The following is a 24558-nucleotide window of genomic DNA, read 5'->3' on the forward strand; positions in this document are numbered from 1 at the left end:
ACAACTACGGGTTGCGGCTGAAAGCACTATGTCGAAAAAGGGTTAATGTCGCAGCCGATCGCTTTGAACACCGATCAGCTAAACGTTGTGGGCAATGAAAGGGCAATGGCGATCGCAACGCTAACCGTCTGCCGTTGCTCGGCTTTTAGCAATCGTGCTGCATTTAATTGAGTCGTTTATTGACTAATTATGGTTATGGTCTTACCCCAGTACACCCTTAAAACAAAACACCTCCTCATGAAATGCCCAACCTGCGGCTCGGAGCAATTCCAGAGGAATGGACATCGGCGTGGAAGACAAAACTATCGGTGCAAGAATTGTGGCCGTCAATATATCGAAGCTTATGTGGTCAGAGGGTATTCCGAAGACACCCGGCAACTCTGCATCAAAATGTATAGCGCAGGCTTAGGGTTGCGCGAAATGGAGCGGCTAACCGGAATCAGCCACAGCACACTTTATAACTGGATTAAGCAGTCAGGGCTGTTTTCCAGTGAGGAAACATCGTCAAACGATACTGACTCAGGACATTGAAGGCATTCTAGACTTTAATTTGTCTGCCAAACTCGCTTTTGGTTCTAGCGCTGCTCGCGCATCCAGAGCGGCTTCAATGCCATCCAGATGGGCTTTTGCGGCGGCAACGGCTGCTTCAGCATCACCGACTGCAATGAAGTCCAGGATTTCGCCATGTTCGTCTTTTGTACAGAGAGGCATTTTACGAACTTCGTAAAAGTAAGCCAGGGACGTTTGCGGAATCAATTCTTTAATAAATCGGCTGAGAAATGGGTTGCTGCACAAATCGGCTAATTGAATATGAAACTGGGTAGATAACCGAGTTAGCAAAGGGTAGTCTTCTGCTTCACAGGCTTGGCGTTCGGCGGCAATTAAGGCACGCAGACGGGCGACCTGCTCTGGCGTGATAGTGGTAGACACTTCTCGAATAATCTCTGCTTCTACTAACCGCCATGCGGCATAAATTTGCCGTGCCTCCTCTAAGGTTAGGCGGGCAACAAAGGCACCCCGATTCGGTTCTAGCTTCACGAGGCGATCGCCCGATAGCCGCATCAAAGCCTGTCGGATGATCGTACGGCTGACTCCATAATGCTCTGCCAATAGAACTTCTCCCAGTTTGGTGTCGGGTAGAAGTTGGCGTTCACAAATAGCGTTATATAGTTCAGTGTAAATGAAATCTTCTGTTGGTTTTGCCCTAACTTTAGAGCCAGAGCGGTGTGGAACATCAGACATCGTTAGGGTCCTTTTCATGCAATTGCAAGTCGATGCACTCTTCCCCATCTAAATGCACACAATTATTGTATACGATTTCTGCATGAATGGCTGTTAGCTGGAATCACTTCTGCTGGCAGCACTTTACAATTCTTTGCGAAGCATCGTCGATGACGGGGAAGGTATCGCGTTTTAATCGTTGGATGACTAAGCACCTGATGATTCCCTCAGCATGTTCTGGTACTGCTGCTTAAATAAACCCGTTGTTCCCATTCAAAATCATCCCGCTGCTAGACAAGAATGCGATCGCGGTTCCATCACTCACTAAACGCATCACGAAAGTGTAAGTGGAAATACAAAAATCTTTCAATGATCGGAGGTTAATTGAAGGCAACTGATTCATTTACCATGCCTGTACAACTGCTGGAAAAGGGTTGTAGCTTCTGATAATGATTTGGTGCGGCCAGTAAGATGCTGTTGACTGCACATTAACAGTTGCACTGACTTGAATCAACACAGCCAACGGTATGGGCATCTGGCGCTGACGGTTCAATACGGCTGGCTTTTTAAACTGATTCAGCTTGATTTTACCCAGACTTGTTCTCGAAGGAAACGTCATGACAACTGATGCACGCAAAGCAAGAGTGACCGGAGCCAGTTCAACAATTCCTGCTACAGGCAGTATTCAAAGCGCTCTGGCGAATGCGGCTGCCGGGGTTTCGCTGCGGCAGGTAACCAAAAAATATGGCCCGGTCACGGCTGTTGAAACCATTACGCTGGATATTCCAGCGGGCTATTATTGCTGCTTGCTTGGCCCAAGCGGTTGTGGCAAAACGACGGTACTGCGGATGATTGCTGGCCATGAAGAGATTACCAGTGGCGATGTTTTCATTGGCGATCGCCGCGTTAATGATATTCCTGCCGCCAAACGCAACACATCAATGATGTTTCAGAGCTACGCGCTGTTTCCACACATGACGGTGTGGCAAAACATTGAATTTGGCCTGGAGATGCAGAAGATATCCGATACCGAGCGCAAAGCCAGAGTGGGCGAAATGCTGGAACTGGTGGGGCTGAGCCACTTATCTAACCGCAAATCGAGCCAGTTGAGCGGTGGGCAGCAACAGCGAATTGCCCTGGCACGGGCGCTGGTGACTCGTCCACAAGTACTTATGCTCGATGAACCCTTAAGTGCTCTGGATGAAAACTTGCGGGTACAGATGCGAACCGAACTACGCCGCATTCAGAAACAGTTTGGCATGACGTTTGTGCAGGTGACGCACCACACAGAGGAAGCCTTTTCCCTTTCGGATATGGTGGTGGTGATGAGTCACGGTCGTTTGGATCAGGTAGCAACGCCGTCACAGATGTTTAAAGCACCCGCGTCCCAGTTTGTCGCTAAGTTTATGGGCGATAACAACATCTTTCAGGGTAAGGTACGGCACTGTATTCCTGAACCCGCATCCGATGTGGATGTGATTGAGCTAGAAGTGGACGGAATCGGCTCTCTCTACTCGCAGGGATATGCTGTTCCTCTGGGTTCTACAGCAGCGTGTTCGGTTCGTCCTGATCTAATCCGTATTGAGGCAATAGGGGCAGGCAGCGGTCAGCCAAACCACCGTGTCAACCACGTTACGGCGCGGATTGTCTCGATTGAGATGACGGGCTATGTCACGCGCATCACGTTGATGGAAGAGAAAACAGGCAAAGATTTGCTGTGCAAGGTTCGCACCACCGATTGGGAAGCCGATCCGTATTCTGAAGGGCAGGTGGTTAGCCTGCGGTGGTCAGAAGGTGATTGCGTATTCCTACCCCATTAACATCGAGCAAGTTTCAACCTATGTCTAGAATCAATCGACGCAGATTCATTCGAGCAGGGCTGGCAACTGGCGCGGCGATCGCGGCAACTCGCTGTTCAGCGCCGGTCGCTCAAGCGCCTAGCGGTACTCCCAACAACCCGGCTCAAGGCCCCGAAGTGATCACTAACCAGATCAAAGATGTGGTCATTCGCACCGTTGGCACCGGAGCCGCGCAAAGTAATGACATCCGCATCCAGGCCGAAAAAGATCTGGGGTTCAAAATTCAGATGCGAGCGCTGAGTACAGCGGAGGTCATCCAGATTGGCATTACTCAGCCGAAGCAGTACGACATCTTTGATGGTGAGTTTTTCTCGCTGCCGTTAGTGATTCCGTCTGGCAATCTTCAGGCGATCGATGTCAGCCGCTTAAGCCAATTTGATGCGATTACGCCTATTTTTACCACCGGGGAACTGGCTCCAGGCGCAAAGGTGAACACGTCTCAAGGAACGGCTCCGCGCAAGGTCATGTTCCTCAAGGATCAAAACTCCACCGAGTTTGCCACTGACCCTACCAATTGGGCCACCATCATTCCCTACCAATATGGTGCCGATACCCTGGGATATCGTCCCGATCTGGTTGGCAGAAAGATTGAGTCATGGGCGGAGCTGTTCAATCCAGAGTTTAGAGGCAAAACCTCGCTGCTGGATATTCCCTCCATTGGGATTATGGATGCCGCCATGATCATTGAAGCGCAGGGATTGATGACCTTTGAAGATAAAGGCAGCATGACCCGTGAAGAACTCGACAAAGTAACAAGGATTTTGATTGAGCAAAAGCAGGCAGGGCAGTTTCGCGCCTTCTGGAAAAGTTTTGACGAGTCCGTCAACTTTATGTCATCTGGAGAAGTGATTGTGCAATCGATGTGGTCGCCAGCGGTGACGGCGGTAAAAGCAAGAGGATTGCCCTGCATCTATGCCCCGTTAAAGGAAGGATATCGCGGCTGGGGTGGCGGTTTAGGACTCTCTAAAAATCTCTCCGGCATTCAACTGGATGCGGCCTATGAATATCTCAACTGGGTGCTGGATGGCTGGCTTGGCGGCTTCCTCAGCCGTCAAGGGTACTATAGCGCCACTCCTTCGACGGCACGCAAGTTCATGAAGCCAGAGGAATGGGATTTCTGGTATGAGGGCAAAACCGCAGCGATCGATATTGTAGACCCCTACGGTAAGACCATTGATGCGGCAGGGGCAGTACGCGATGGCGGTAACTTTGACGAACGGGTTAGCAACATTGTTTGCTGGAACTCATTTATGAATGAGCAAGTGTATCTCGTCTACAAATGGACCGAATTCGTTGTGGCATAGTTCAATTAGCGCCAACTTTCTTCTATGCAAATCTCTTCCAAAGATCTTCGACCCTATCTTCTCGTTGCGCCTCAGACCCTCACCTTTCTCTTTGCGCTGGTTCTGCCGATCATGGCGATCGTGATCATCAGCTTTTGGGATTTCAATGGATTTACATCGGTTCCAGGATTCACGTTTAACAACTACCTGGGTATCTTTTCATCACCGGTTTACCTCAAAACCTATCTCAACACCTTCAAGTTTGCGTTTCTGGTCTGGCTGGTCTGTGTGCTAATTAGCTACCCAGTGGCTTACTATTTGGCGTTTCGCATCAAGAGTTCCAAATGGCAAACGATCTGGTTTCTCATTTGTACTGTTCCTTTTCTTACCTCTAATATCATTCGCATGATCTCCTGGATTCCATTCTTGGGGCGGGAAGGGCTGATTAACAAAGCGCTAATAGGGTTACACCTGACCAATCAGCCTGTGGAGATGTTTCTCTTTTCTGACTTCTCGGTGGTGCTGGCGATGGTTCATCTCTATGCGCTGTTTATGGTGGCTCCCATTTTCAACAGCATGATGCGGATCGATCGCGCGTTAATTTCGGCGGCTGAGGATTTAGGCGCATCCAGTTTTAATATTCAAAAACGAATCATTATGCCGTTGGCGGCTCCTGGTGTGGCGATCGGCACGATCTTTGTTGTAACGCTGGTGATGGGTGAGTTTGCCACTATGCGCCTGATGAGTGGCGGCAAAGCCTCGTCGGTGGGTTATCTGATCAAAAACCAAATTGATAGCTTGCAATACCCAATGGCGGCTGCCAATGCCGTTGTGCTGTTAGCAATCACACTGTTGATTGTGTTTGGCATTCTCCGCATTGTTGATATCCGCAAGCAAATTTAGATCAAGATGATAGCGCTACTGCCAGTCCTCTTACAGCCACTTTCATTTGCATTCACCACACCCCACACCCCACACCCATCTTGGCAAGACTGTAGCTGACTCGATTGAGAACTGCTATAAGCGCCCTACCGTCCATCATTCTGAACACCATCCCTCCATCTCTTCATAAATGCTATGGCAGCGACCCAAAAAACGCCCTTCTCCGCTCATCTGCTAACGGTCTTCTTTGCTTTGTTTGTTCTGTTTCTCTATGGCCCCATGATTGCAGTCTTTCTACTGTCACTTCAGGGGCCAGAAGGCCAATTAACCTTTCCCATGCGTGGGTTTAGCTTTCATTGGATTGGTGCTGTATTTGGACAACAGCGAATTGGTAATTTTGTAGAAGCCTTTGGGCGATCGTTTTGGCTGGGTCTTCTGGTCATGCTCATCACTGTGGTCTTTAGCGTCTTGGCAGGGTTGGCGTTTCGCACTAACTTCCGAGGCTCGAACCTGGTGTTCTATTTGACGATCTCCAGCCTCATTGTGCCCAGTATTCTAGTTTCGTTGGGCATCGGTGTAGTCTTCAGTCTGTTGAATCTGCCCGTTCAATGGTACTCTTCAGCGCTGGCAGGACATTTGACCTGGACGTTACCATTTGCCTTTTTAATTATGTTGGGAATTTTTGGTCGCTTTAACCCGGCCTACGAAGAGGCTGCCCGCGATTTGGGAGCGAGCGATCGCACCACCTTTTGGCGCATTGTCTTTCCCCTCATAGCCTCCAGCGTCATTGGTGTGGGGCTGCTTGGGTTCACTCTTTCCTATGATGAGTTCACCCGCACCTCATTGATTTCCGGGGAAACCAACACATTGCCACTAGAGATTTTTGGGATGACTACTAACGTCACCTCTCCTGCGCTTTACGCCCTGGGAACGTTAACGACTGTGTTTTCCTTCGTGCTGATTGCCATTGCCCTATTTACCATGCAAAAGTTGGAGGAACTTCAAAATCAGCAGGAACGGTAGTTAAAGAGGCTGATCAATTTAGCGCTGAAGGCATTACAGAATCGTGGTATCTGTCGTCTACGCTCCCATCAGGAACGTCCAAATCCTGAAAATCCCCTAACGGAAAGTGAGAGGGCACTGCCCTCTCACTTTCCCAGTGTTGTTGCCGTTAGCCCTTGATGCGTTTTAGCAACAGAGCAATTTGAGACCTTTGTGAAGATGAAGTTGTTTCAACGGACGTAGGGCTATCTTGAGGAGGTTTAGCACCACTCTGGTAGGGAATTTTGCTGTTCATTGTAGTATGTAAGATGCGGTTTGAAAATCTTGTTAATACATAAGATAGTAGTTGTCTGGAACTGGGGCGAGAACTGACTTTAGGACTATTTTGACGCGTTCCTGATGAAACTTTAGAAGTAGACCAGATGAAAGAGGCCAGATGGATGCAGAGTACTCACGCTTCATCAGGTTCAGGAGCGTTTAGGCCGGATAGATTCGCAGACGACGATAGGGTTCCTCTCCAAAACTGGTAGAAGTGAGTTGATAGCGTTCGACTAACTCATGCTGCATCTGACGTACCGCCGCAGAGCGGGGCAGTAACTCCACGGGTTGCCCCTTTGGAATAACAATTTGCTCCACGGCGCGTCTCGCTTCTTCTAATGCTTCTAGTTCATCTTTGTTGCCGCTTTCAAACAGGCTTAATTCATGTTCTGCAACCGCCTCAGATTGTTCCATTCCCAACAGCCGCCGCAAACTGCGAGCGATTTCCGGAGCCGTGTTAGTGTTAACAACCTGCACTGGCAAATGCCGTCGTTTTGCTAACCGTTGCAGCTTAGATTGATGTTTTACATGGGTGGGGATGGTTAACACTGCATCTGCCCCATCCATCTCTCGTACCAAATGAACAGGCAGGTTTAGCGTTTGGATGACCTGCTCTAGCTGATGATGACTGATGCCATAGGGGTAAACCCGTAGCGCTCCCTCTAACGTTTGGCGATCGCTCTCATCTGTCTGCTCAGCCCACGGTGCGCCATTGTAGGGCGGTGCTGCCAATGACAAATTTTGAGACGGGTCCCATGTCCCCAGGCTCTTTTCGGGATAGCGCGGCTGCGGAAAGGGTAACACTTGTCCAGCTCCACGTTGGGGCTGAGAGGGTTGAACAGAACTAACAGAACTAGACGCAGCTCTGCCTGTTCCTGGATTGGGAACCTCACGGGTGATGATAACCTGATCGCTATCATTCACCGTTCTCAGTTGCGGTTGTGGTTGCCGCCCTCGCAGCAGACTATCCACCGTATCCGTAACGCTCTCATGTATCACCCAACGCTGCCGCTCTAACATTTCCACGGCAATGTCAAAGGTGGGTGGGGCTTTACGCTCCAACACCGCCTTTTGGCTGCCCCGTCTCCTGGCTTCGTCGTCACCCAACGTTACCGATTGAATACCGCCCACCAGATCCGATAAGGTGGGATTTTTGATCAAGTTCTCAATTCGGTTACCGTGCGCCGTTCCCACAAGCTGCACACCCCGTTCGGCGATCGTCCGTGCGGCCAGGGCTTCTAGCTCTGTGCCAATTTCATCAATGACAATCACCTCTGGCATGTGGTTTTCCACCGCTTCAATCATCACCTGATGCTGAAGTTCGGGATGGGCAACCTGCATCCGTCGTGCCCGACCGATCGCCGGGTGAGGAATATCACCGTCGCCAGCAATTTCGTTAGAGGTGTCAATGATTACCACTCGTTTGTTTAAATCATCAGCCAGTACACGGGCAATCTCGCGCAGTGCCGTTGTTTTACCCACACCGGGACGACCCAACATCAGAATTGATTGACCCGTTTCAACTAAATCACGAATCATGGCGATCGTCCCTTGAACGGCACGACCCACCCGGCACGTTAGGCCAATGACTTCACCCGCTCGGTTGCGAATGGCACTGATGCGGTGTAAGGTTTGCTCAATTCCAGCCCGGTTGTCGCCGCCAAACGCGCCCACTTGCTGAATACACTCATTGATCTGCTCATGAGTGACAACCGTATGAGAAAGATATTCTGCTTGGTCGGGAAAACGGGCTTCTGGACGACGTCCTAAATCCAGAACCACTTCAATTAAATTGTCTCGTTGGGGATGTTGCTCTAGCCGCTGCCGAATTTCGGGGGGCAAGATATCCAGTAACTTCTGGAGATCATTAGTTATCTGCATCAATCTGAACGGGTGGTGTTAGGGTGAATTCAAACTGCTGGTTCAATTGGGAACGAATCGCTAAAGGTTGCAGGCTAACAGGCTAATAACAGGCTAATAGTACAGATCTTAACTGTAGCAAGATCGTCTCAAGTTGCGGCGGGAGAACCGATCGCCCCAGTAGGGATTGTTCTCTCAGTATCGATGCATCGATACGCGCTGGCATCATTCAGAAGCATTTTGAAAAGGAGTATAGGTTCCGCCTAACGACTCAACAATCGACCTTGTATTCGCCACCATCATCTTGATATACGAATCGGCTTCACTACCCGGTGCCCCAATGGAATCGGAGTAGAGCGGATTGGGCGACAGTTCTACCCCAGCCTCTTCCGCCACTGTGGTAATTAAACGAGGATTGATCGTCGTTTCAGCAAAGATAGTGGGCACACCGGCGGCTCGCACCGCATTCACTAACCTTTGAACCGTTTGAGCGCTCGGTTGCTCCTCGGTACTGATGCCAATTAGCGTGCCAACCACTTCGAGCTGATAAGCACGGGCATAATACTCAAACGCATCGTGGGTTGTAATCAGCTTGCGCTGGTCGGGCGGAATTGTGGCAATCTGCTCGCCAATCCAGGTATGCAACTGCGCTAATTCTTGCGTCAGTTGTTCTGCATTTCGAGTAAAAGTGGCTTCGTCTTCAGGAGACAGCTCAATCAAAGCATCACGGATGGCTGCAACCATAGCGATCGCATTTTCGGCACTGCCCCAAACGTGCGGATCGGGTACGCTGCTCCGTCCTTCTAATTCCGTTTGTAGAGGGGGTACTACTTCACCAACGGCTAGCCGCTGAGCATTCGCGCCTGCCGAATCGGTTAATCGAATCAGGGCAGGTTCTAAATTGTAGCCGTTATACAGGATGAGGTCGGCTTCTTCCAGGGCAACCGTATCCGCTGGCACTGGTTCATACACATGCGGGTCGCTGCCCGGATCGAGAATCCCCGTCAGGTTAATTTCATCTCCACCCACTTGCTCTGCCCAGTCGGTGATGATGGTACTGGTCGATACAACCCTGGGCAACGAATCTTCAGCCGCTGTGCCCTCGGCGGTAGTTTGCCGATCGCATCCTCCCAGCCATAGCCCTGCCAGCAGTCCTACAATGGCTAGCCACCGCGATCGTGTCTTCTGTTGTTGCATAGTTCCTGCGGTTTCATTTTTAGTTCATAGTCTCTTGATCTTGCCCTATCAGTGACCTACCTTTTGCCAGATGCTCTTCCACTTGCCGCTATACCGGAGTCAACCCGCTGCTAGAAACCTCCAACCTGATTAAGGTTTGCAAATTCTGCTACTCGGATCGATCGCTCCCAGACATAATAAAGTCATACTCATTACGACTTTATTTGAATAGTCAAAATCCTGAATTGCCAAGTAGGGGCGAAGCATCTGGTAGACAATGTCTCGGTTGTTCCAGCCATCCTGATTCGTAGCTTGCTTCTCGCAGAGTATGCTTCGCCCCTACACCTATCGGGTAACTAATCAGACTTTTACAACATCCTCCAAAGGAAGACGAGGTTAAACACAGTTGAGGAGTGACCCAACGAGCGGCTGGCGATTCTCATTTAATTAGACTCTTAATTAGGAGAACGATCATGGCTAAAGTTGCTCAAGAAGTTGTGCAAACGGCTGGCATTGATGTAAACGAGCTGGTTCAAAAGCTAGTGCGAGCGGCCTCGGCTGAATTTACAACCTATTATTACTACACTATTCTGCGCGTCAATGCGATCGGCTTTGATGGCGAGGGTTTAAAGGAAATCATTGAAGATGCCCGTCTCGAAGACCGCAACCACTTTGAGGCACTGGTGCCCCGCATTTATGAATTGGGCGGAGAACTGCCCCGTGATATCCGGGCGTTTGCAGACGAAGCAGCCTGTCCAGATGCTTACTTACCAGAAAAACATCAGGGCAATGGCAACGCCTCGGCTCGGGTTGGGTTTACAGGCGGCAGCACTGAAGAAGCAAAAGCAGCCATTGCAGATGTCAAGCAATCGGTTGAGCAGGGAGATATCTATAAGATGCTGCACGTTCTGGTAGAGGCAGAACGGTGCGCCATTCGGGTCTATACCGATCTGTGCAACATGACCTTCGGCAAAGATCACCGCACTTACGAACTGGCTCTGGCCATTCTGAATGAGGAAATTGAACACGAAGCCTGGTTCTCTGAGTTCTTGGGCGATGGGCCGTCGGGGCACTTCCGGCGAGGCACCCCCGGAGAATCGCCCTATACGTCCCGGTTCATGGTAGTACCCAACGGGCATGGGCATCGGTAAGCGGGTCGTTTATGCGGATGGTAGAGGCGTGCATAGGAGTGAGTGGGATGCTGGTGTGCGCCTCTACGCCAGGGCTGGAGAAGCAGTGACGAGTTTCCCAGCCCTGATCTTAAATCGGAGATAGGGCTATGGTGCAGTTGGTTAACGTGGCTTGGGTGGATGAGGTGGCTCCCGGTGAAATGCGAGCCGTGGACGTGAACGAGCAACGGCTGATTTTAGCTAACGTAGAGGGTACATTTTACGCGATCGCGGCTGATTGCCCCCACCGACAAGCGCCCCTAATCCAGGGTTGGCTCTGGGGACATGCGATTGAGTGTCCCTGGCATCACTATCGGTACGACCTGCGAACCGGTGAAAATTTGTACCCTCGCAACGTTTACCCCACGGATCTCACCTATCTTGAGAAAGACTTAAATCCGCTGCACTGCTATCCGGTTCAGGTTGAAGGAGATGCCGTTTTAGTAGAGATATCAGGAGGTTTGTGATGGCTTTCAATGCTGGATGGTTGCCCCCAGGCTGGGAAATGAGCTGGGGAGATATGGATACAGAGGCATTAGTGCGCCGATATGCTCAGGGCGATCGCAATTTCCGTGAAGTGAATTTAGCGGGAGCAACGCTGTGGCGAATTGACCTGAGCGGGGCAGACTTCAGCGGCGCAGACCTGGTAGGTGTCAATTTAAGTGAGGCTAACCTCAGCGGTGCCAACTTAAACGGTGCCAACTTGACGGGCGCAAACCTGCGACGGGCAAACCTGAGCGATGCCAAATTGATGCTGGCAATTTTGCGGGGTACCAACCTGGAACGGGCAGAACTGACCAAAGCCCAGCTAGAACGAGCCGACTTAAGCTGGGCAACCCTGACCGGATGCAACTTAAGTAGTGCCGACCTGAGCCGCGCCAACCTGACTGATGCCACCCTGACGGCTGCTATTTTGAGAGGTGCCAATCTCAAACAAGCCAAACTGAAATGGGCAACCGAAACCACTATTGATCTGGGATGGACAATACTGCCTGATGGCACGGTTCATGAGTAACGTAAACAGATCGACTCGGTAGTGCAGCAGTAGTGATCCCGTATCTTCAAAGCCTCTACCAACAGAGCGGTAAATCGGTTGGATTGTTTTGAGTGAGCTGCTTCAAAGGACAGATGCTCTGTGGGGCAACCATTGCCCACTATAGATAGTGTTGCAGCAAAGGCAATAGCTGACTTCAACTCTCTGTGCCCCTTCTGCGACCTGTGAGTTAGCCAACGGGGTCGTCGGTAATGGTCTGCCAACTGACCCACCCTATCGGCTCACAGCAAAAGCTTTACTACCATTGGAGCGCCAGATTCTCTAGATCTGGCCTCCAACGACAGTAATTCTCTTGCTCGCCTCCTGCCAGTCATGGATGAGCCGTTACTCAGGTTTTGATTACGATTTCTTTTCATATTCCTTTCATTTTTTAGGCTACCCTGGATTTACGTATTTTCATATTCCTTTCATTTTTGCAGTTTTTACAGGATGTCCTATGGACTTACCGATTAACGCCTTTACCTCTGCTTACGAAATCAATATCGACGTTCCGGCCAGATTGGAGCGGGCGATCGCCATTCAACATCTCGGCGTACAGTATCGGTCGGTTCAGGCGTTACGAGATATCACACTGACGTTGGAACCCGGTCGTTTGGTTGGTGTAATTGGCCCCAATGGAGCCGGGAAAAGTACGCTGCTTCAAGCCATGCTGGGGCTGGTTCCAGTGACTCATGGCTCGGTGAATTATCACGGCAAGCCATTAGCCAGTCAGTTAGACAAGATTGCCTATGTACCACAGCGATCGCAGGTCGATTGGACTTATCCCGCTACCGTTTGGGATGTGGTGATGATGGGGCGGATTCGGCAGGCCGGGTGGTTCCGCTCCTTTTCAGCCAGCAGTCGGCGAACGGCAGAAGCAGCGCTAGAGCGAGTGGGGATGAGCGCTTACCGCGATCGCCCAATTGGTCAGCTTTCGGGTGGTCAACAGCAGCGGGTCTTTCTGGCACGGGCACTGACGCAGCAAGCCGAAATCTATTGCTTTGATGAACCGTTTATTGGCATTGACCAGCGAACGGAAGCCGTGATGTTTGAGGTATTTCGAGAGTTGGCCGATGCCGAGAAGCATGTGATGGTCGTTAACCACGATCTGGGAGACGCGATCGCCCATTTTGACGACCTGATCTTACTGAACACAGAATTAATTGCCAGCGGAACGCGGCGGCAGGTGCTAACCCGTGATCATCTCTATGCGGCCTATGGCGGAAAGGTGGCTTTCTTCTCCGGTGAGGCGGCCTGACCTGACGAACCTTCTGCGAGTTGAACGCTCTGTAATCGCTGATCTGTTTTTTATAACTCCTGACCGAATTAATGGATGTCCTTCTTGAACCGCTTCAGTATGGCTTTATGCAGCGATCGCTCATCGTAGCAGTGCTGGTTGGCTTAATTTGCGCCGTTGTCGGCAGTTACTTGATGGTACAGCGATTGGCGCTATTAGGAGATGCCATCAGCCATTCGGTGCTGCCAGGTTTGGCGATCGCCTTTATGATTGGAGCCAATATTTTTGTTGGAGCGTTTATTGCTGGCGTATTAAGTACAATGGCGATCGCCTGGATTCGAACGCGATCGCCCATTAAAGAAGATGCCGCAATGGGAATTGTATTTTCGGCCTGCTTTGCCCTGGGGATCACTTTAATTACGCTAATTCAGCGTGATAACAAAATTGATCTCAACCACTTCCTGTTTGGCAACATTTTGGGGGTTAGCGTGGCTGAGGTCTGGCAAACCGCACTGATTTCGCTACTGGTGTTGGTGGTTGTCAAACTGCTCTACAAAGAACTGCTGTTTTATACGTTTGACCCCGTTGGAGCACAGGCGGCTGGTTTGCCGACTAATTTGCTCAACTTTGGATTAATGGTGCTAATTGCGCTCACCATTGTTGCCAGTATGAAATCGGTAGGGGTGATTCTTGTCCTGGCACTGCTGATTACACCGGGAGCCACTGCCTACCTGCTGGTCAATCGGCTGCATCAGGTAATGTTGCTGGGTGCGGCGATCGGCATTATTGCCAGCACTAGCGGCATGTATCTCAGCTATTTCTATAATTTGCCGTCCGGGCCAGCGATTGTGCTGGTCGTGTCTGGCCTGTTTGGGTTAGCGCTGCTGTTTAGCCCCACTCATGGCGTACTTACCAACCCGCAGCCAAGCCTCCAGGAACCCAAGGTTTGGCGAGAGTTAAAAGGGCTGCTGGGTCGTCATTAAGGCTCATGAACTGATTACAGCCACTTTCATTTGCATTCACCACACCCCAAACCCATCTTGGCGAGACTGTGGCTGACTCGATTGAGAACTGCTGTAAGGTGAATAACCCCCAGTAGAAACAGGCACCTTAATGTTACAGGTTTAAGTTGCAGTCTTGAGCGATCGCCACCGTCTGTCGGGGCAGCTAGGGGCACCCACCCAGCGGCTCATGCTCCACAACAAACACATTGGAATAGAGGTTGGCAATAATTTGCTTTCCTTGTTGCGTCAACTCTAGATATCGCAGCCCGTCTTTAACATAGGGAAATACGCCATTCCAGTAGAACTTCGGGTAGTTTTTGCGAAGATCGCCTGGATGCTGATACCCAAGCGCCTTATTAACTCCGGTTTCTTCAAACTCGTAGTAGAGCGCGCTAATTTTCTTCAGGTAGCGGGGATCGCTCAGTTGACCAATTAAATCAGAGGCGCGAATTAGCCCCGGATAGTTCTCGGTATCCTGGTGGTCTTCTGCTTTGGGCACCGGAAACCGGGTTAGTTCAATGTTGAACTTGATGTGTTCGGCATCGATCAGCTTGTGTCCACCAAACCGTTCATCGATAAACAGCTTGGCGCGATCGACGTGATAGGGGGTCAAGCTAGCGTCTGAAGAACCCGGTGGCAAGCTAATCATTTCGCCATCGCGACCTGTAGAATACCAGCCGTTTTGGTCGTTACGGCATACCCCTTTGACGTAACCAATGTCGTGGCAAACCAGCGAAATAATGAAGTGGAGCCAATCTTCGCACGAAACGCCCCCTTCGCGGATGTGCTTGCCACGCAAGATTTCTTGCCCAACCAGCGTCACCAAAATAGTATGTTCGACGTTGTGGTAGAGAGCGTCGCTATTGGCAATGTTTTCCAGAGCCATCGACCCAACCCAACCAATAATGTCTTCATAATCGTGCTTCCAACCGCCATACGTCCGGCTGTAGCCTTCTTTAAGCTTGTTGACAAAATCATCAATCAGAAGTTCGGTGGCATTAAACATCCTGAGTGCTCGCTTGATTTAGAAGGAACGACGGTAGAGCGGGGACAGTCGAATAAATAGAGTTACTGGTGGACAAAACGGCGTTGATGCCTATTGCTGAGCATTAGCCACAACTAAATTATAGAAAGAATCTTTGTTATGGAACGGGTTCTCGCAAAGCTGACTGACGCTAAATTGAGAATAGGGTCGAGATGCGATCTGAGCTAACAAGACTCTTAGGTTTGAGTGTTCCCATTTGAAGAACAATAGCAACACGCTCGTCGATCAATTTTTTAACGTCCGATGAAGGGCGATCGCCTACATCCACCAGCTAACGGTTCGGGACGACGCAGGCTAAGCCCAAGCATCGTTAATTTTTATGTGCTGTCCTGGGAGAGGTTTGAATAGTACTAAGCCCGAGAACAGCCCCCTACTCCTCAAGCCTGGGTAACTTCCGAGCCAGTCTGTCTTAAAGTCTCCCAAGTCTGTGAATTTTATGGAGCCTGCTGAGACATCCTCTTGTGCATCTATCCGGCAACAGCCCGCCGTGCAGTAGATGTTTTATCAGTGCTTGGCTTGAACCAACTTCCACGGTGAAAATGCCTTTACCTGCTGCTCCAGTAGCCGCGAGTGATTTCATTAGCATGACGAGCTATCAGGAGATCGATCGCGGTTGATGTTATTCTAAAGGAACCCTTTTGCGGATGTAGTTCAGTGGTAGAACGTCAGCTTCCCAAGCTGAATGTCGTGGGTTCGAGTCCCATCATCCGCTTCCACCCCACCAAGCTGGCAATTGAGATTTTGCACTTCATTTGCACTTCAGCAAGATCTATCTGCCCTTTCAGGATCGCCTGTGATGATCGCCAAGAATGATTGGGTGGTGTAGGCAGGTTAGAGCTACTGAGATTCAGGGTTTTCGAAAGCCAGATGTAAATAAAGCATTAAACGCTTGCCTTCTTCCAGCCTGAGAGCCGTTGCTGGGAGTGGGCAACCGCCGTTCACAGCCCAATTTTGTTTTTTGACCCCAAAAACGCTTCCAGTCCACCGACTTCAAGAACCGTCCCAGGCGCATCAACATTGGGAGTAATTCACCTATTTGCTTGACCCGGGTTAATCACAGTCGTATGATGCCCTCTCTGAGCCGTTCAATTCGTTTACCTTTCAGTTTCCCGTTTTCCTGATGTCAGTTGCGCCCTATTCTGGGCACTGTGTCGTTTCTTTCCTGATTTCATCGCTCCATTGTGCAACGCCAATGGGGAGGGAACTCGACGATTCTGGCAACGATGGCGTGAGAAACGAAGCATCAAATTTACACTGCTACAAGAGTGTCCAGCATTGAAGCAACGCAATTACCCTTGCAGCAACGATTGCCCTCCATCAATCCACATCTCGGTTCCGGTGATATGGCTCGACGCATCCGACGCTAGGAATAGCACCAGCTGAGCAACCTGCATTGAAGTACCAGATTTACCATCGGTCAACGGAATTTGACCTTCTGGAAACTTAACCGGAAGCCGAATACCTTCCAACGACTGCTGATCAGTACTTTCATTGATGTCAGTGGAGATAGCACCCGGACAGACTACATTAACCCGAATGCGATCCTTTGCCAGTTCTAGCGCCACCATCTTGGTAAACGCCACTTGTGCCGCTTTGGAACAAGCATAGGCCGTTGCCCCCGTATTGCTGAACATACGAGTACCGTTTACCGACGACATCACAACAACAGCACCACCCTGCCGCTTTAAGTAGGGCACTGCATATTTCACCGTCAAAAAAGTGCCCTTCAGGTTAATATCAATGGTTTGATCCCACTCATCCGGGTCTAACTCTTCCAGAGGTGCCCAAACGCCATTGATGCCAGCATTGGCTAATACAATATCGATTCGCCCCCAGCGATCGCCCGTCTGCTTCATAACAGCCTGAATTTGCTCTGGCTTTGAGACATCCGCCGAAAAAGCCAGAATCTCTCCACCCTGCTGCTGAATCTTATTTACCGTTTCTTGCAAATCGTCCGAAGATAACCCAACAATGGCGACCTTAGCCCCAGATTGGGCAAACAACTCTGCGGTTGCTTGCCCAATTCCCGAACTGCCGCCCGTAATCACAGCCACCTTTCCCTCTAGCTGCATGATTCAGTTCTCCTAATGCCCGAACAACGTCTGAATAAGACTCAGATTAGTTTAATTGAGCATGACTTAATTGAGCATGACTTCAGTGCAGCCATCCACCCCGGTGGCCTTGCATTGCTTCTACACATCATGCTCTTGATAATCATCGGAGGATTGCGGATCTAGCTCCCAACGCTGATCATCCCGTCGATCGAGCATGTCTTCAACCGCCAATGGTTGCCGATCTGGAATCTCGACTCCTGCCGCCGCTGCGTTGCTTTCCGTCAAATTCTGTTCCGGTGTTGGAGCAGTACCACCGATCGCTTCATCACCCACTACCTTAGCTTGCTCCAGGTTCGCGTTCCGATCGGGAGTCGTTTCATCCCCAGATGCCATGCGATCGCCCATGCGATCCAGCCGTTGACCTGCCTTCGGGTCGCGGTATTCTACTCCTTGAAGCTCATCCTCTGGCGTGCCAACACTATCTCTGCCGCGCGAGGTAACTGCCTCTGGTTCGTTTGGCATTACGCCTTGATTGTGATCTACCATGCTGTCTGCATCTCCAACTGCAACACTACTGGTCGGCAATGAAGCTCAATCACCGAATTTCCTTCTCACCGTATCCTCATCACCGTTGAGTGACATCTCCAAATGGAGAGAATCCAGTGTCCTGGTGCTGTTCTGGTGCTGTTCTGGTGCTGTTCTGGCACTGTCCTAACATTGGTCTGGGACAACGGGGGCATCAGCAGGGAATTGCGCCATAAATCTGTCCGATGACGCAATGCGATCGCAGCATGAAGCCTCTCACGACAGAGGGAAACGTGGTGCAGCTTCGATACCGTTGAAGTAAACCTGTTAATCGTCAACATTGCGATCGTTATGAATTATTTAGTTGCCGTTTTACCCGAACGGATGAAAGCAGAATCAGCTTACTCAGCCTTAGAACAGGCAGGGTTGCCCATGAACCAGGTAACACTCTTGGGACGGGGCTATCAGGATGCAGATGATTTTGGCTTAATCGAGCCAAATCAGGAAGCTCGCAAGCAATCTCGTGGACTGGCCTACTGGCTCATTCCTTTTGGCTTTGTAGCAGGATATGCATTCAACCTGTTGACTGGAATTGAAATTTTTTCATGGGCAGGCAGCATTGGCAACCATATCATTGGTGGACTCTTAGGAGCCGCTTCCGCAGCATTGGGTGCAGTCGTAGTGGGTGGGGGCGTTGGTTGGACCAGTGGCAGTGGCGATGCGCTGGCCTATCGCAACCGCCTTAATGATGGCAAATACCTGATCATCATTGAAGGAACCGATGCCATTGTGCGTCAGGCTACTAGCATTTTGCGCCAGTTCGAACCTGAAAACATTCAAGGTTACGTTGAACCCATCGGTGCGTAACTCTCTGTACGCAAACACTGAAATGACTCTGCTATCAAAAACTGAATTACGAGATCTGGTAAGGATCTCCGAACGGCCTTGCGTCTCGCTCTATTTATCGGCTCATATTGCCAGCCAGACTCCTCAACAGATATCTGCTCAATTCAAGGCTTTGCTACGCGACGCAGAAAATCAACTTGCTGAACTGGGTTGGTGGCGACCAGATGTCATTGAACTGCTTAAACCCGCTCAAGGCATTGACCATCTCAGTTTTTGGCAAAACTGTCGGGCTGGGTTGGCTGTTTTTATTGCGCCCAACTGCTTTCGATACTATCGGTTACCGCTCCACTTTGACGCAACAGTAGCCGTGGGCGATCGCTTCTGTCTGGCTCCCCTGCTTCCCAACCTGACAGGAGACGGGCGCTTTTTCATTCTGGCTTTTAGTCAAAACCAGGTAAAGCTGTTTCTTTGTTCCCGTGAGTCCATCAGCGAAATTGATTTACAGCAGCGGCCAGAGGACTTACAAATTGCGCTTCGCCACGATGAAGCAGACGCACTGCAACCGGACGACCGGGCAACTACAAAGGGCGTTGGTTTGTTATCCTCAGGAGTCAGCACCACTACCAACCAGGACACCATTTTGAGCTACTGCCAGCAATTGGATACCGGGTTGTGCGAGTTGCTGGGAAGCGATCGCTTTCCCCTGGTGTTGGCGGGCATTGGCTACATCACCTCGATCTATCGCAAAGCAAACACCTATCCGCATCTGCTAGATCATGAGATTAGCGGCAATCCAAACGTGACAAAGCCAGAAGACCTGCACCATCAGGCATGGCAGATTGTGCAGCCTTACGCTCAGCAGATGCGCCAGACCGCAGCCGAACGGTACCGAGAACTGGCCGTTGCCGATCGCGCGTCCGGCAAACTACAGGATGTTATTCCAGCCGCCTACCGTCAGCACATTGAAACCCTATTCCTGTTAGCGGGAGCAGAGCAATGGGGGCACTTTGATTTAGGAACAGAAAAGGTTGATTTGCACGACACGGCTCAAACAGGAGACGAAAACCTGCTAGACAGCACCGCCATTCATACCCTGGCGGGTGGTGGAACAGTCTACATCGTTGAACCCAGCCGAATGCCAGAACGAACAGCGGTAGCTGCTGTGTTTAGCTATCCTGTCTCATCCATGCAGGGACGGTATCAGACTGCATTTTAGACCATAGGCTCTACAGCAGCGATACGGATTAAGTTGCCAGCCGGGGCAGCAAAATACTGAACACCGTTCCCTGGGGTTGATTATCTTCTACCGTAATTTGCCCACCGTGCGCCTCGATCGCCATCTTGCAAAACGCTAACCCTAGCCCAATTTGCGAGGTTCCGTTGATCAACGTACCTATCTCGTACCTCTCAAAAATATGCTGCTTTAACACTTCGCTAACCCCGGGGCCTGAATCCGTCACACGCACAATTGCCTCGCCGCTTTCCAGATAGTCTGTTGTAATTAAGACCTGACTTTTTCGGGGCGCAAACTTAATTGCATTCGACAGCAAATTATCGAGAACTCGCCGAAAAACAGGAACATCTACCGTCACAGGCTCGCCACCATCGGGTAGCTGAGCCAGCAAACGGAGTTGCTTTTGGGCGGCGATCGCTTCCAGATCGGTCACGGCTGCCATACAAAGCTGAGCAAGGTCAATTTCAGTACAATTGAGCGTCATCTTGCCAGATTCCAACTTTGCCAACAGCAGCAAACTATCAATCAACGATTGCAGTTGAGATCCGGCGATCGCAATCTGTTCAACCTTTTTTTGTTGCTTTTCGGACGACAGTCCAGGTAGCCGCAGCATTTCAGTGGATAGCAACACACTGGTCAGCGGGTTTCGCAAATCGTGGACGATCATGTGTACCATGTCTTCTCGCACTTGAAGCAAGGATTGCAGATCGTCATACTGTTGCTTGATGCGTAACATAGAACGAGTTCTGGCTCGTAGCTCCATGCCGTTGATGGGCTTACTGATGAAATCATCTGCGCCTGCCGCCAAACAGCGAGCCAAATCTTCTTTTGCTGTGAGAGCCGTAACCACGATAATAGGAACCACCTGCCAGCGAACCTGCGCCTTGATGCGCCGACAGACCTCAAGCCCATCCAGGTCAGGCATCATCACATCTAGCAGAATAACGTCGGGCTGCACCGTGTCCAGCCGATCGATCGCCTTTTGACCGCTGGAAGCATAGTTCAACTCATAGCCTTCGTTGTGCAAAAAGGTTTCAATGACATCGAAGTTGTTCGGTTCGTCATCCACCACCAAAATCGAAGGCTGAGCGTTCATAAATCAGAACTCATGATTGATTCAAAAGGTGCTGAATCGTTGTAGCAAGCTGTTTCAGCTTCATCGGTTTAGACAGATACTCATCAGCACCTGCCTGTAAGCAGGCTTCCCGATCGTGGGGCATCGCCAATGCCGTTAGCGCCAGAATAGGAGTTGCAGCCAGTTGCGGATTCGCACGAATTCGCCGAATTGCCTCCAGGCCATCTACTTCAGGCATCTGAATATCCATCAAAATCAGGTCAGGATGATGGTTTGTAGCCAGGTCAATGGCTTCTTGTCCGTTCCTGGCAAGAATTAAGCGATAGCCCCGACTACTAAGGTAATCAGAGAAGGTATCAATATTCGCTTGATTGTCCTCGGCTAACAGAATCAGGGGGCGATCGGCAGAATGGTCAGGGATCACGACTAAAACAGCAGATTGAGAGGGTTCCGTTCCGCGCAGTTTCTCCAGGGCTGCCCGAAACTGTTCCCGCATAATCGGCTTTACCAGGTACTCTGCCGCACCCAATTCTAACCCTTGCGATCGCTCATCTACCACCGAAACCACCAGAACAGGAATATCCTTCGTTTGGGGGTGAGCCTTGAGCTGTCTCAACGTTTCCCAGCCCGATTGATTGGGCAGCAAGATGTCCAGAATGATCAGGCCAGGTTGGAGCCGTAGCGCCTCCTCAATGGTTCCCTCCCCGCGTGGATGAACCACCGCCTCCATGCCCAATTCATATAGATAGCGAGCAATCTGCTCAGAGGCAACAACCGAGTCTTCTACGATCAAAACCCGATCATTATCTGACGACAGAGACGTAGCGGGAGCCGCCACCAATAGCGGTTCAGCCCTGCGATCGGGTTGAACCACCAGCGGGATATGGACGTTAAAGCAACTCCCCTGGTTAACCGCACTGCTGACCGTAACATAACCACCGTGCAGTTCTGCAATTTGTTTCACTAAGGTAAGACCCAGTCCAGTTCCGGTGTGTTGACGGCTCAGGCTGCTGTCAATCTGGATAAACGGTTGAAAGAGTTTACTAATATTTTCTGGATCAATCCCAATGCCGGTGTCAATCACAGAGAATAGCAGGGTAGAGTGATGAGCCAGGTGCATAAGGGACGGCATTCCTGCTCGCTTCGGTTCCAACCTTGCGTCCTCCAGTTGCACCACCAGCGTCACCTGCCCGCCCACGGGTGTAAACTTGACGGCGTTACTTAATAGATTGATCAACACCTGCCGCATCCGTCGCTCATCGATCGCTATGTCTGTTAAATCCGTCAGAATGGTTTTCGTCAGTTGAATATTTTTTTGGATCGTTTGTTGCCGCACAAACGACAGACTGGAGTTGCACAGGTGTTGCAGTGAAACAGACCGAATTTCCAGTTCCAGTTTGCCCGCTTCAATCTTTGAAACCTCAAGAATATCGTTAATCAATTCCAACAGGTGCCTGCCGCTGCGTTCGACCGTGGCGATCGCCCGATGTTGACGAGCATTGAGCGTGCCAAACACCTCCTCCTGCAACCCTTCAGACATACCCAAAATGGCGTTAAGCGGAGTACGGAGTTCGTGACTCATATTGGCGAGAAATTCATCCTTAAGACGGGTCGCACGGGCAAGTTCTGCATTGGCACGGGTAAGCTGTTCGTTTGCTTGCTGAAGCTCAAACTCTGCCTGCTTGCGTTTGGTAATATCTTGCCCAACCGATTGAAACTCAACCAGGCCGCCCTGCTCATCAAATAAGGCGCGGTTGTTCCATTGCGTCCAGCGCACCTCTCCAGCGACAACCACCCGATTCTCGACCGTGACAAACGGCTGCTCAAAACTAATGGAACGAACCAGTCGAGTTACCCGTTCCTGGTCTTCCTCAAACACAATTGGCTCATAGCTCCTGCCGATGATCTCCTCTTGCCTCAGCCCAAAAAAGCGGCAGTACGCTTCATTGGCATAGAGGATAGTGGCATCTGGCAGAAATCGGCAAATTAACTCAGTCTGGTCTTCTACGATGGCACGATAACGCGCCTCGCTCTGCTGTAAGGCAGACTCTACCTGCTTGCGCTCGGTGATGTCCGTCAGGGTGCCAATGTAGCCAATGAGCGAGTCTTCTGCATCCGTTTCCGGGATGGCCTGATAGTAGAACCAGCGAATGCTGCCATCGGGACGCAGATGCCTGCCTTCCCCCTGGTTGCTTCTGCCTTGCCCTACGGATTGCGACCATTGCTTCAGAATCCGATCGCAGTCCTCCGGGTGCAACGCCTGAATCCATCCTGTTCCCAAAGCCGTCTGGACTGGTCTTCCAGTCATTTCGCTCCAGCGATCGTTGGCGTAGATGCAGTTACCCACCGTATCAAACCGACAAATGGCCACTGGAGCTGCTTCGGTTAATGTGGCATAGCGGCGTTCACTCTCCCGCAGTGCGGCTTCTACCAATTTGCGATCGCTGATATCGATGACAATACCAAACAGCCGATTCACCTGACCTGTGGCATCGCGGTTCGCTTGCCCCTTCACAAAGATATATCCACTAGAACCATCGGCTCGCACAATCTGCAAGTCTAAGGCATAAGGCTCGCCAAACTGCACCGCTCGGTTAACCATCCGATCGAGACGTTCCCAGTCGGGCGGCCAAAACCATTGACGTTGCTGCTCGTAGGAGGGTTCTGGTTGGCCAGGATCGCACCTAAAAATAAGGAATAGCTCGGTAGACCAGTGAATTGCGCCAGTCGCTACATCAAAATCCCAGACACCCAGACGGGCAAACCGCTGTGTTTCTCGCAATAAAGCTTCACTCTGCTGTAACGCGGCTGTGCGTTGCTCTACCCGGCGTTCCAGTTCCTGATTCATCTGATAGAGTGCAATTTCCGCCTGCTTGCGTTCGCTGATGTCTCGAATCATGAACAGGACTTCATTGTCGGTACATTTGATTACTCTGACTTCTTCATATTGCAGGCGATCGCCAATTTGAAGTTGATGTTCATAAACTTGCAGTTCGCCCGTCGCCAACGCCTGCTGCAAATAGTGCATTTGCCGTTCAGCCAGGTCGGGCGGCAACACATCCACCATCCGCCGACCAACAGGGTTAATCGCTTCCGGTAAAATATCAATGCTCCGATGCTCCGTCATGTACCCTTGGTACACCCCATCGGCACTCACCCGGAACATCAAATCGGGAATGGCGGACAGTAACGCTCGGCTTTGTGCCTGTTGCGACGTTTCCTCATCGCCAACGATCGCCCGCTCCTCTTCACCACCTTGAATAGGACGCACCCTCCACTGGAGGCTCTCGGACGTTAGCAACCCAACAACCTGACCGTGGGAGTTAACCACAGGCAAATGGCGGATTTGATGCTGTTGCAACAGGGTGAAGGGAAGAACCCGATCGGTAAGCTCAACCTCCGATAATGTAATGACTGGATGAGACATGGCGTCAGCGATCGCGCTATCGGCCAGAGAACCAGTGACGCTCAAGCGCACTACGTCTCGCTCTGTCAAAATACCGACCAGGCGAACTCCCTCCATCACCAACACACAGCTAGTGTGCGGCTCCGCCAGCTTCAAGCCTCGATCAGCGCTAGAATCTGGGGTCGAAGCAACTCCGGCCATCAGACGAACGGCATCCACCACTCGCGCATCCGAGGAGACGGTGAGAAACGGACGGGCGATCGCTGCTTTCAGATCAATTTCAGCAAAGATAGCGGCAGACATCAGCAATCCTGAAATGACAGGTGAGG

At 50.8% G+C, this 24558-nt stretch carries 22 protein-coding genes and 1 tRNA gene; 15 read left to right on the plus strand and 8 right to left on the minus strand.

The annotated features are described in order from the left end of the window. Window positions 1-45 precede the first annotated feature (45 nt). Window positions 46-171, plus strand: a complete 126-nt coding sequence (locus IQ268_RS32985; protein ID WP_255527220.1) for a hypothetical protein — start codon at window positions 46-48, stop codon at window positions 169-171. A gap of 18 nt (window positions 172-189) precedes the next feature. Further along, window positions 190-531, plus strand: coding sequence for an IS1 family transposase (locus tag IQ268_RS17655; protein ID WP_193881797.1), 342 nt, complete (start codon window positions 190-192; stop codon window positions 529-531). Here IQ268_RS17655 and IQ268_RS17660 read toward each other — a convergent pair. Further along, complete coding sequence (locus IQ268_RS17660) at window positions 520-1242, minus strand: GntR family transcriptional regulator (protein WP_193881800.1); 723 nt, start codon at window positions 1240-1242, stop codon at window positions 520-522. The two genes, IQ268_RS17655 and IQ268_RS17660, sit on opposite strands and share 12 nt — an antisense overlap. A 596-nt stretch (window positions 1243-1838) precedes the next feature. Here IQ268_RS17660 and IQ268_RS17665 point away from each other — a divergent pair. The 4 genes from IQ268_RS17665 to IQ268_RS17680 all read left to right on the plus strand — a co-directional run bounded on the left by IQ268_RS17665 (window position 1839) and on the right by IQ268_RS17680 (window position 6268). After that, window positions 1839-3041, plus strand: coding sequence for an ABC transporter ATP-binding protein (locus IQ268_RS17665; protein WP_193881803.1), 1203 nt, complete (start codon window positions 1839-1841; stop codon window positions 3039-3041). 20 nt (window positions 3042-3061) lie between these two features. Further along, window positions 3062-4384, plus strand: a complete 1323-nt coding sequence (locus IQ268_RS17670; RefSeq protein WP_193881806.1) for a PotD/PotF family extracellular solute-binding protein — start codon at window positions 3062-3064, stop codon at window positions 4382-4384. Between the two features lie 24 nt (window positions 4385-4408). Further along, window positions 4409-5266, plus strand: coding sequence for an ABC transporter permease (locus IQ268_RS17675; RefSeq protein ID WP_193881809.1), 858 nt, complete (start codon window positions 4409-4411; stop codon window positions 5264-5266). Window positions 5267-5440: 174 nt separating this feature from the next. Further along, window positions 5441-6268 carry an ABC transporter permease gene (locus IQ268_RS17680; protein ID WP_193881812.1) on the plus strand — a complete coding sequence of 276 codons (828 nt, stop codon included), beginning with the start codon at window positions 5441-5443 and terminating at the stop codon, window positions 6266-6268. A gap of 456 nt (window positions 6269-6724) precedes the next feature. Here the strand turns inward: IQ268_RS17680 and IQ268_RS17685 are convergent, their stop codons facing one another. Both IQ268_RS17685 and IQ268_RS17690 read right to left on the minus strand, forming a co-directional pair. Next, window positions 6725-8446, minus strand: a complete 1722-nt coding sequence (locus IQ268_RS17685; protein ID WP_193881815.1) for a R3H domain-containing nucleic acid-binding protein — start codon at window positions 8444-8446, stop codon at window positions 6725-6727. 204 nt (window positions 8447-8650) lie between these two features. Next, a complete protein-coding gene (locus IQ268_RS17690; RefSeq protein ID WP_193881818.1) occupies window positions 8651-9622 on the minus strand; it encodes a metal ABC transporter solute-binding protein, Zn/Mn family in 972 nt (323 codons plus the stop codon). Between the two features lie 452 nt (window positions 9623-10074). Between IQ268_RS17690 and IQ268_RS17695 the strand changes: the two genes are divergently transcribed. The 5 genes from IQ268_RS17695 (at window position 10075) to IQ268_RS17715 (ending at window position 14023) form a co-directional block, all read left to right on the plus strand. Further along, window positions 10075-10752, plus strand: coding sequence for a ferritin-like domain-containing protein (locus tag IQ268_RS17695; RefSeq protein WP_193881821.1), 678 nt, complete (start codon window positions 10075-10077; stop codon window positions 10750-10752). A gap of 128 nt (window positions 10753-10880) precedes the next feature. Continuing rightward, complete coding sequence (locus tag IQ268_RS17700) at window positions 10881-11237, plus strand: Rieske 2Fe-2S domain-containing protein (protein ID WP_193881824.1); 357 nt, start codon at window positions 10881-10883, stop codon at window positions 11235-11237. Then, window positions 11237-11785, plus strand: a complete 549-nt coding sequence (locus IQ268_RS17705) for a pentapeptide repeat-containing protein (RefSeq protein WP_193881826.1) — start codon at window positions 11237-11239, stop codon at window positions 11783-11785. Before IQ268_RS17700 ends, IQ268_RS17705 begins: the two co-directional genes overlap by 1 nt. A 475-nt stretch (window positions 11786-12260) precedes the next feature. Continuing rightward, on the plus strand, window positions 12261-13061 hold the full coding sequence (locus IQ268_RS17710; protein ID WP_193881829.1) for a metal ABC transporter ATP-binding protein: 801 nt from the start codon (window positions 12261-12263) through the stop codon (window positions 13059-13061). A 71-nt stretch (window positions 13062-13132) separates the two neighbouring features. After that, window positions 13133-14023, plus strand: coding sequence for a metal ABC transporter permease (locus IQ268_RS17715; RefSeq protein ID WP_193881832.1), 891 nt, complete (start codon window positions 13133-13135; stop codon window positions 14021-14023). Window positions 14024-14207: 184 nt separating this feature from the next. Here IQ268_RS17715 and IQ268_RS17720 read toward each other — a convergent pair whose 3' ends face one another. Next, the gene (locus IQ268_RS17720; RefSeq protein WP_193881835.1) at window positions 14208-15050 is read right to left on the minus strand and encodes an Npun_R2479 family HD domain-containing metalloprotein; all 843 of its coding nucleotides are present in this window, start codon (window positions 15048-15050) and stop codon (window positions 14208-14210) included. Between the two features lie 679 nt (window positions 15051-15729). Between IQ268_RS17720 and IQ268_RS17725 the strand changes: the two genes are divergently transcribed. Beyond that, window positions 15730-15801: transfer RNA gene (locus IQ268_RS17725), tRNA-Gly, on the plus strand. A gap of 577 nt (window positions 15802-16378) precedes the next feature. Here the strand turns inward: IQ268_RS17725 and IQ268_RS17730 are convergent. Both IQ268_RS17730 and IQ268_RS17735 read right to left on the minus strand, forming a co-directional pair. After that, a complete protein-coding gene (locus IQ268_RS17730) occupies window positions 16379-17161 on the minus strand; it encodes an SDR family NAD(P)-dependent oxidoreductase (protein WP_193881838.1) in 783 nt (260 codons plus the stop codon). 120 nt (window positions 17162-17281) lie between these two features. Further along, window positions 17282-17728, minus strand: a complete 447-nt coding sequence (locus IQ268_RS17735; protein ID WP_228035475.1) for a DUF6335 family protein — start codon at window positions 17726-17728, stop codon at window positions 17282-17284. A 50-nt stretch (window positions 17729-17778) separates the two neighbouring features. Here IQ268_RS17735 and IQ268_RS32990 point away from each other — a divergent pair, with 50 nt between their 5' ends. From IQ268_RS32990 to IQ268_RS17745, 3 genes are all read left to right on the plus strand, one after another. Continuing rightward, window positions 17779-17904, plus strand: a complete 126-nt coding sequence (locus tag IQ268_RS32990; protein ID WP_255527221.1) for a hypothetical protein — start codon at window positions 17779-17781, stop codon at window positions 17902-17904. Window positions 17905-18019: 115 nt separating this feature from the next. Then, window positions 18020-18535, plus strand: coding sequence for a hypothetical protein (locus IQ268_RS17740; RefSeq protein ID WP_193881844.1), 516 nt, complete (start codon window positions 18020-18022; stop codon window positions 18533-18535). 22 nt (window positions 18536-18557) lie between these two features. Further along, entirely contained in the window at window positions 18558-19730 is a 1173-nt protein-coding gene (locus tag IQ268_RS17745; RefSeq protein ID WP_193881847.1) for a hypothetical protein, read from the plus strand. A gap of 28 nt (window positions 19731-19758) precedes the next feature. Here IQ268_RS17745 and IQ268_RS17750 read toward each other — a convergent pair whose 3' ends face one another. Together IQ268_RS17750 and IQ268_RS17755 are read right to left on the minus strand one after the other, a co-directional pair. Beyond that, window positions 19759-20844, minus strand: a complete 1086-nt coding sequence (locus tag IQ268_RS17750) for a hybrid sensor histidine kinase/response regulator (protein WP_193881849.1) — start codon at window positions 20842-20844, stop codon at window positions 19759-19761. A 10-nt stretch (window positions 20845-20854) separates the two neighbouring features. After that, window positions 20855-24532: a PAS domain S-box protein gene (locus IQ268_RS17755; protein WP_193881852.1), complete on the minus strand. Its 3678-nt coding sequence runs from the start codon at window positions 24530-24532 to the stop codon at window positions 20855-20857. Window positions 24533-24558 lie beyond the last annotated feature (26 nt).

The sequence above is a fragment of the Oculatella sp. LEGE 06141 genome (assembly GCF_015207605.1).
Taxonomy (GTDB): domain Bacteria; phylum Cyanobacteriota; class Cyanobacteriia; order Elainellales; family Elainellaceae; genus Oculatella.

What these genes read in the sequence shown, in the direction of transcription:
- IQ268_RS17690 (WP_193881818.1), bottom strand. Translation starts at nt 9,622, where the DNA reads ATGCAACAACAGAAGACACGATCGCGGTGGCTAGCCATTGTAGGACTG.
- IQ268_RS17655 (WP_193881797.1), top strand. Translation starts at nt 190, where the DNA reads ATGGTTATGGTCTTACCCCAGTACACCCTTAAAACAAAACACCTCCTC.
- IQ268_RS17710 (WP_193881829.1), top strand. Translation starts at nt 12,261, where the DNA reads ATGGACTTACCGATTAACGCCTTTACCTCTGCTTACGAAATCAATATC.
- IQ268_RS17740 (WP_193881844.1), top strand. Translation starts at nt 18,020, where the DNA reads ATGAATTATTTAGTTGCCGTTTTACCCGAACGGATGAAAGCAGAATCA.
- IQ268_RS17695 (WP_193881821.1), top strand. Translation starts at nt 10,075, where the DNA reads ATGGCTAAAGTTGCTCAAGAAGTTGTGCAAACGGCTGGCATTGATGTA.
- IQ268_RS17750 (WP_193881849.1), bottom strand. Translation starts at nt 20,844, where the DNA reads ATGAACGCTCAGCCTTCGATTTTGGTGGTGGATGACGAACCGAACAAC.
- IQ268_RS17680 (WP_193881812.1), top strand. Translation starts at nt 5,441, where the DNA reads ATGGCAGCGACCCAAAAAACGCCCTTCTCCGCTCATCTGCTAACGGTC.
- IQ268_RS17715 (WP_193881832.1), top strand. Translation starts at nt 13,133, where the DNA reads ATGGATGTCCTTCTTGAACCGCTTCAGTATGGCTTTATGCAGCGATCG.
- IQ268_RS17675 (WP_193881809.1), top strand. Translation starts at nt 4,409, where the DNA reads ATGCAAATCTCTTCCAAAGATCTTCGACCCTATCTTCTCGTTGCGCCT.
- IQ268_RS17730 (WP_193881838.1), bottom strand. Translation starts at nt 17,161, where the DNA reads ATGCAGCTAGAGGGAAAGGTGGCTGTGATTACGGGCGGCAGTTCGGGA.
- IQ268_RS17660 (WP_193881800.1), bottom strand. Translation starts at nt 1,242, where the DNA reads ATGTCTGATGTTCCACACCGCTCTGGCTCTAAAGTTAGGGCAAAACCA.
- IQ268_RS17755 (WP_193881852.1), bottom strand. Translation starts at nt 24,532, where the DNA reads ATGTCTGCCGCTATCTTTGCTGAAATTGATCTGAAAGCAGCGATCGCC.
- IQ268_RS17685 (WP_193881815.1), bottom strand. Translation starts at nt 8,446, where the DNA reads ATGCAGATAACTAATGATCTCCAGAAGTTACTGGATATCTTGCCCCCC.
- IQ268_RS17670 (WP_193881806.1), top strand. Translation starts at nt 3,062, where the DNA reads ATGTCTAGAATCAATCGACGCAGATTCATTCGAGCAGGGCTGGCAACT.
- IQ268_RS17705 (WP_193881826.1), top strand. Translation starts at nt 11,237, where the DNA reads ATGGCTTTCAATGCTGGATGGTTGCCCCCAGGCTGGGAAATGAGCTGG.
- IQ268_RS17745 (WP_193881847.1), top strand. Translation starts at nt 18,558, where the DNA reads ATGACTCTGCTATCAAAAACTGAATTACGAGATCTGGTAAGGATCTCC.
- IQ268_RS17700 (WP_193881824.1), top strand. Translation starts at nt 10,881, where the DNA reads ATGGTGCAGTTGGTTAACGTGGCTTGGGTGGATGAGGTGGCTCCCGGT.
- IQ268_RS17665 (WP_193881803.1), top strand. Translation starts at nt 1,839, where the DNA reads ATGACAACTGATGCACGCAAAGCAAGAGTGACCGGAGCCAGTTCAACA.
- IQ268_RS32985 (WP_255527220.1), top strand. Translation starts at nt 46, where the DNA reads ATGTCGCAGCCGATCGCTTTGAACACCGATCAGCTAAACGTTGTGGGC.
- IQ268_RS17720 (WP_193881835.1), bottom strand. Translation starts at nt 15,050, where the DNA reads ATGTTTAATGCCACCGAACTTCTGATTGATGATTTTGTCAACAAGCTT.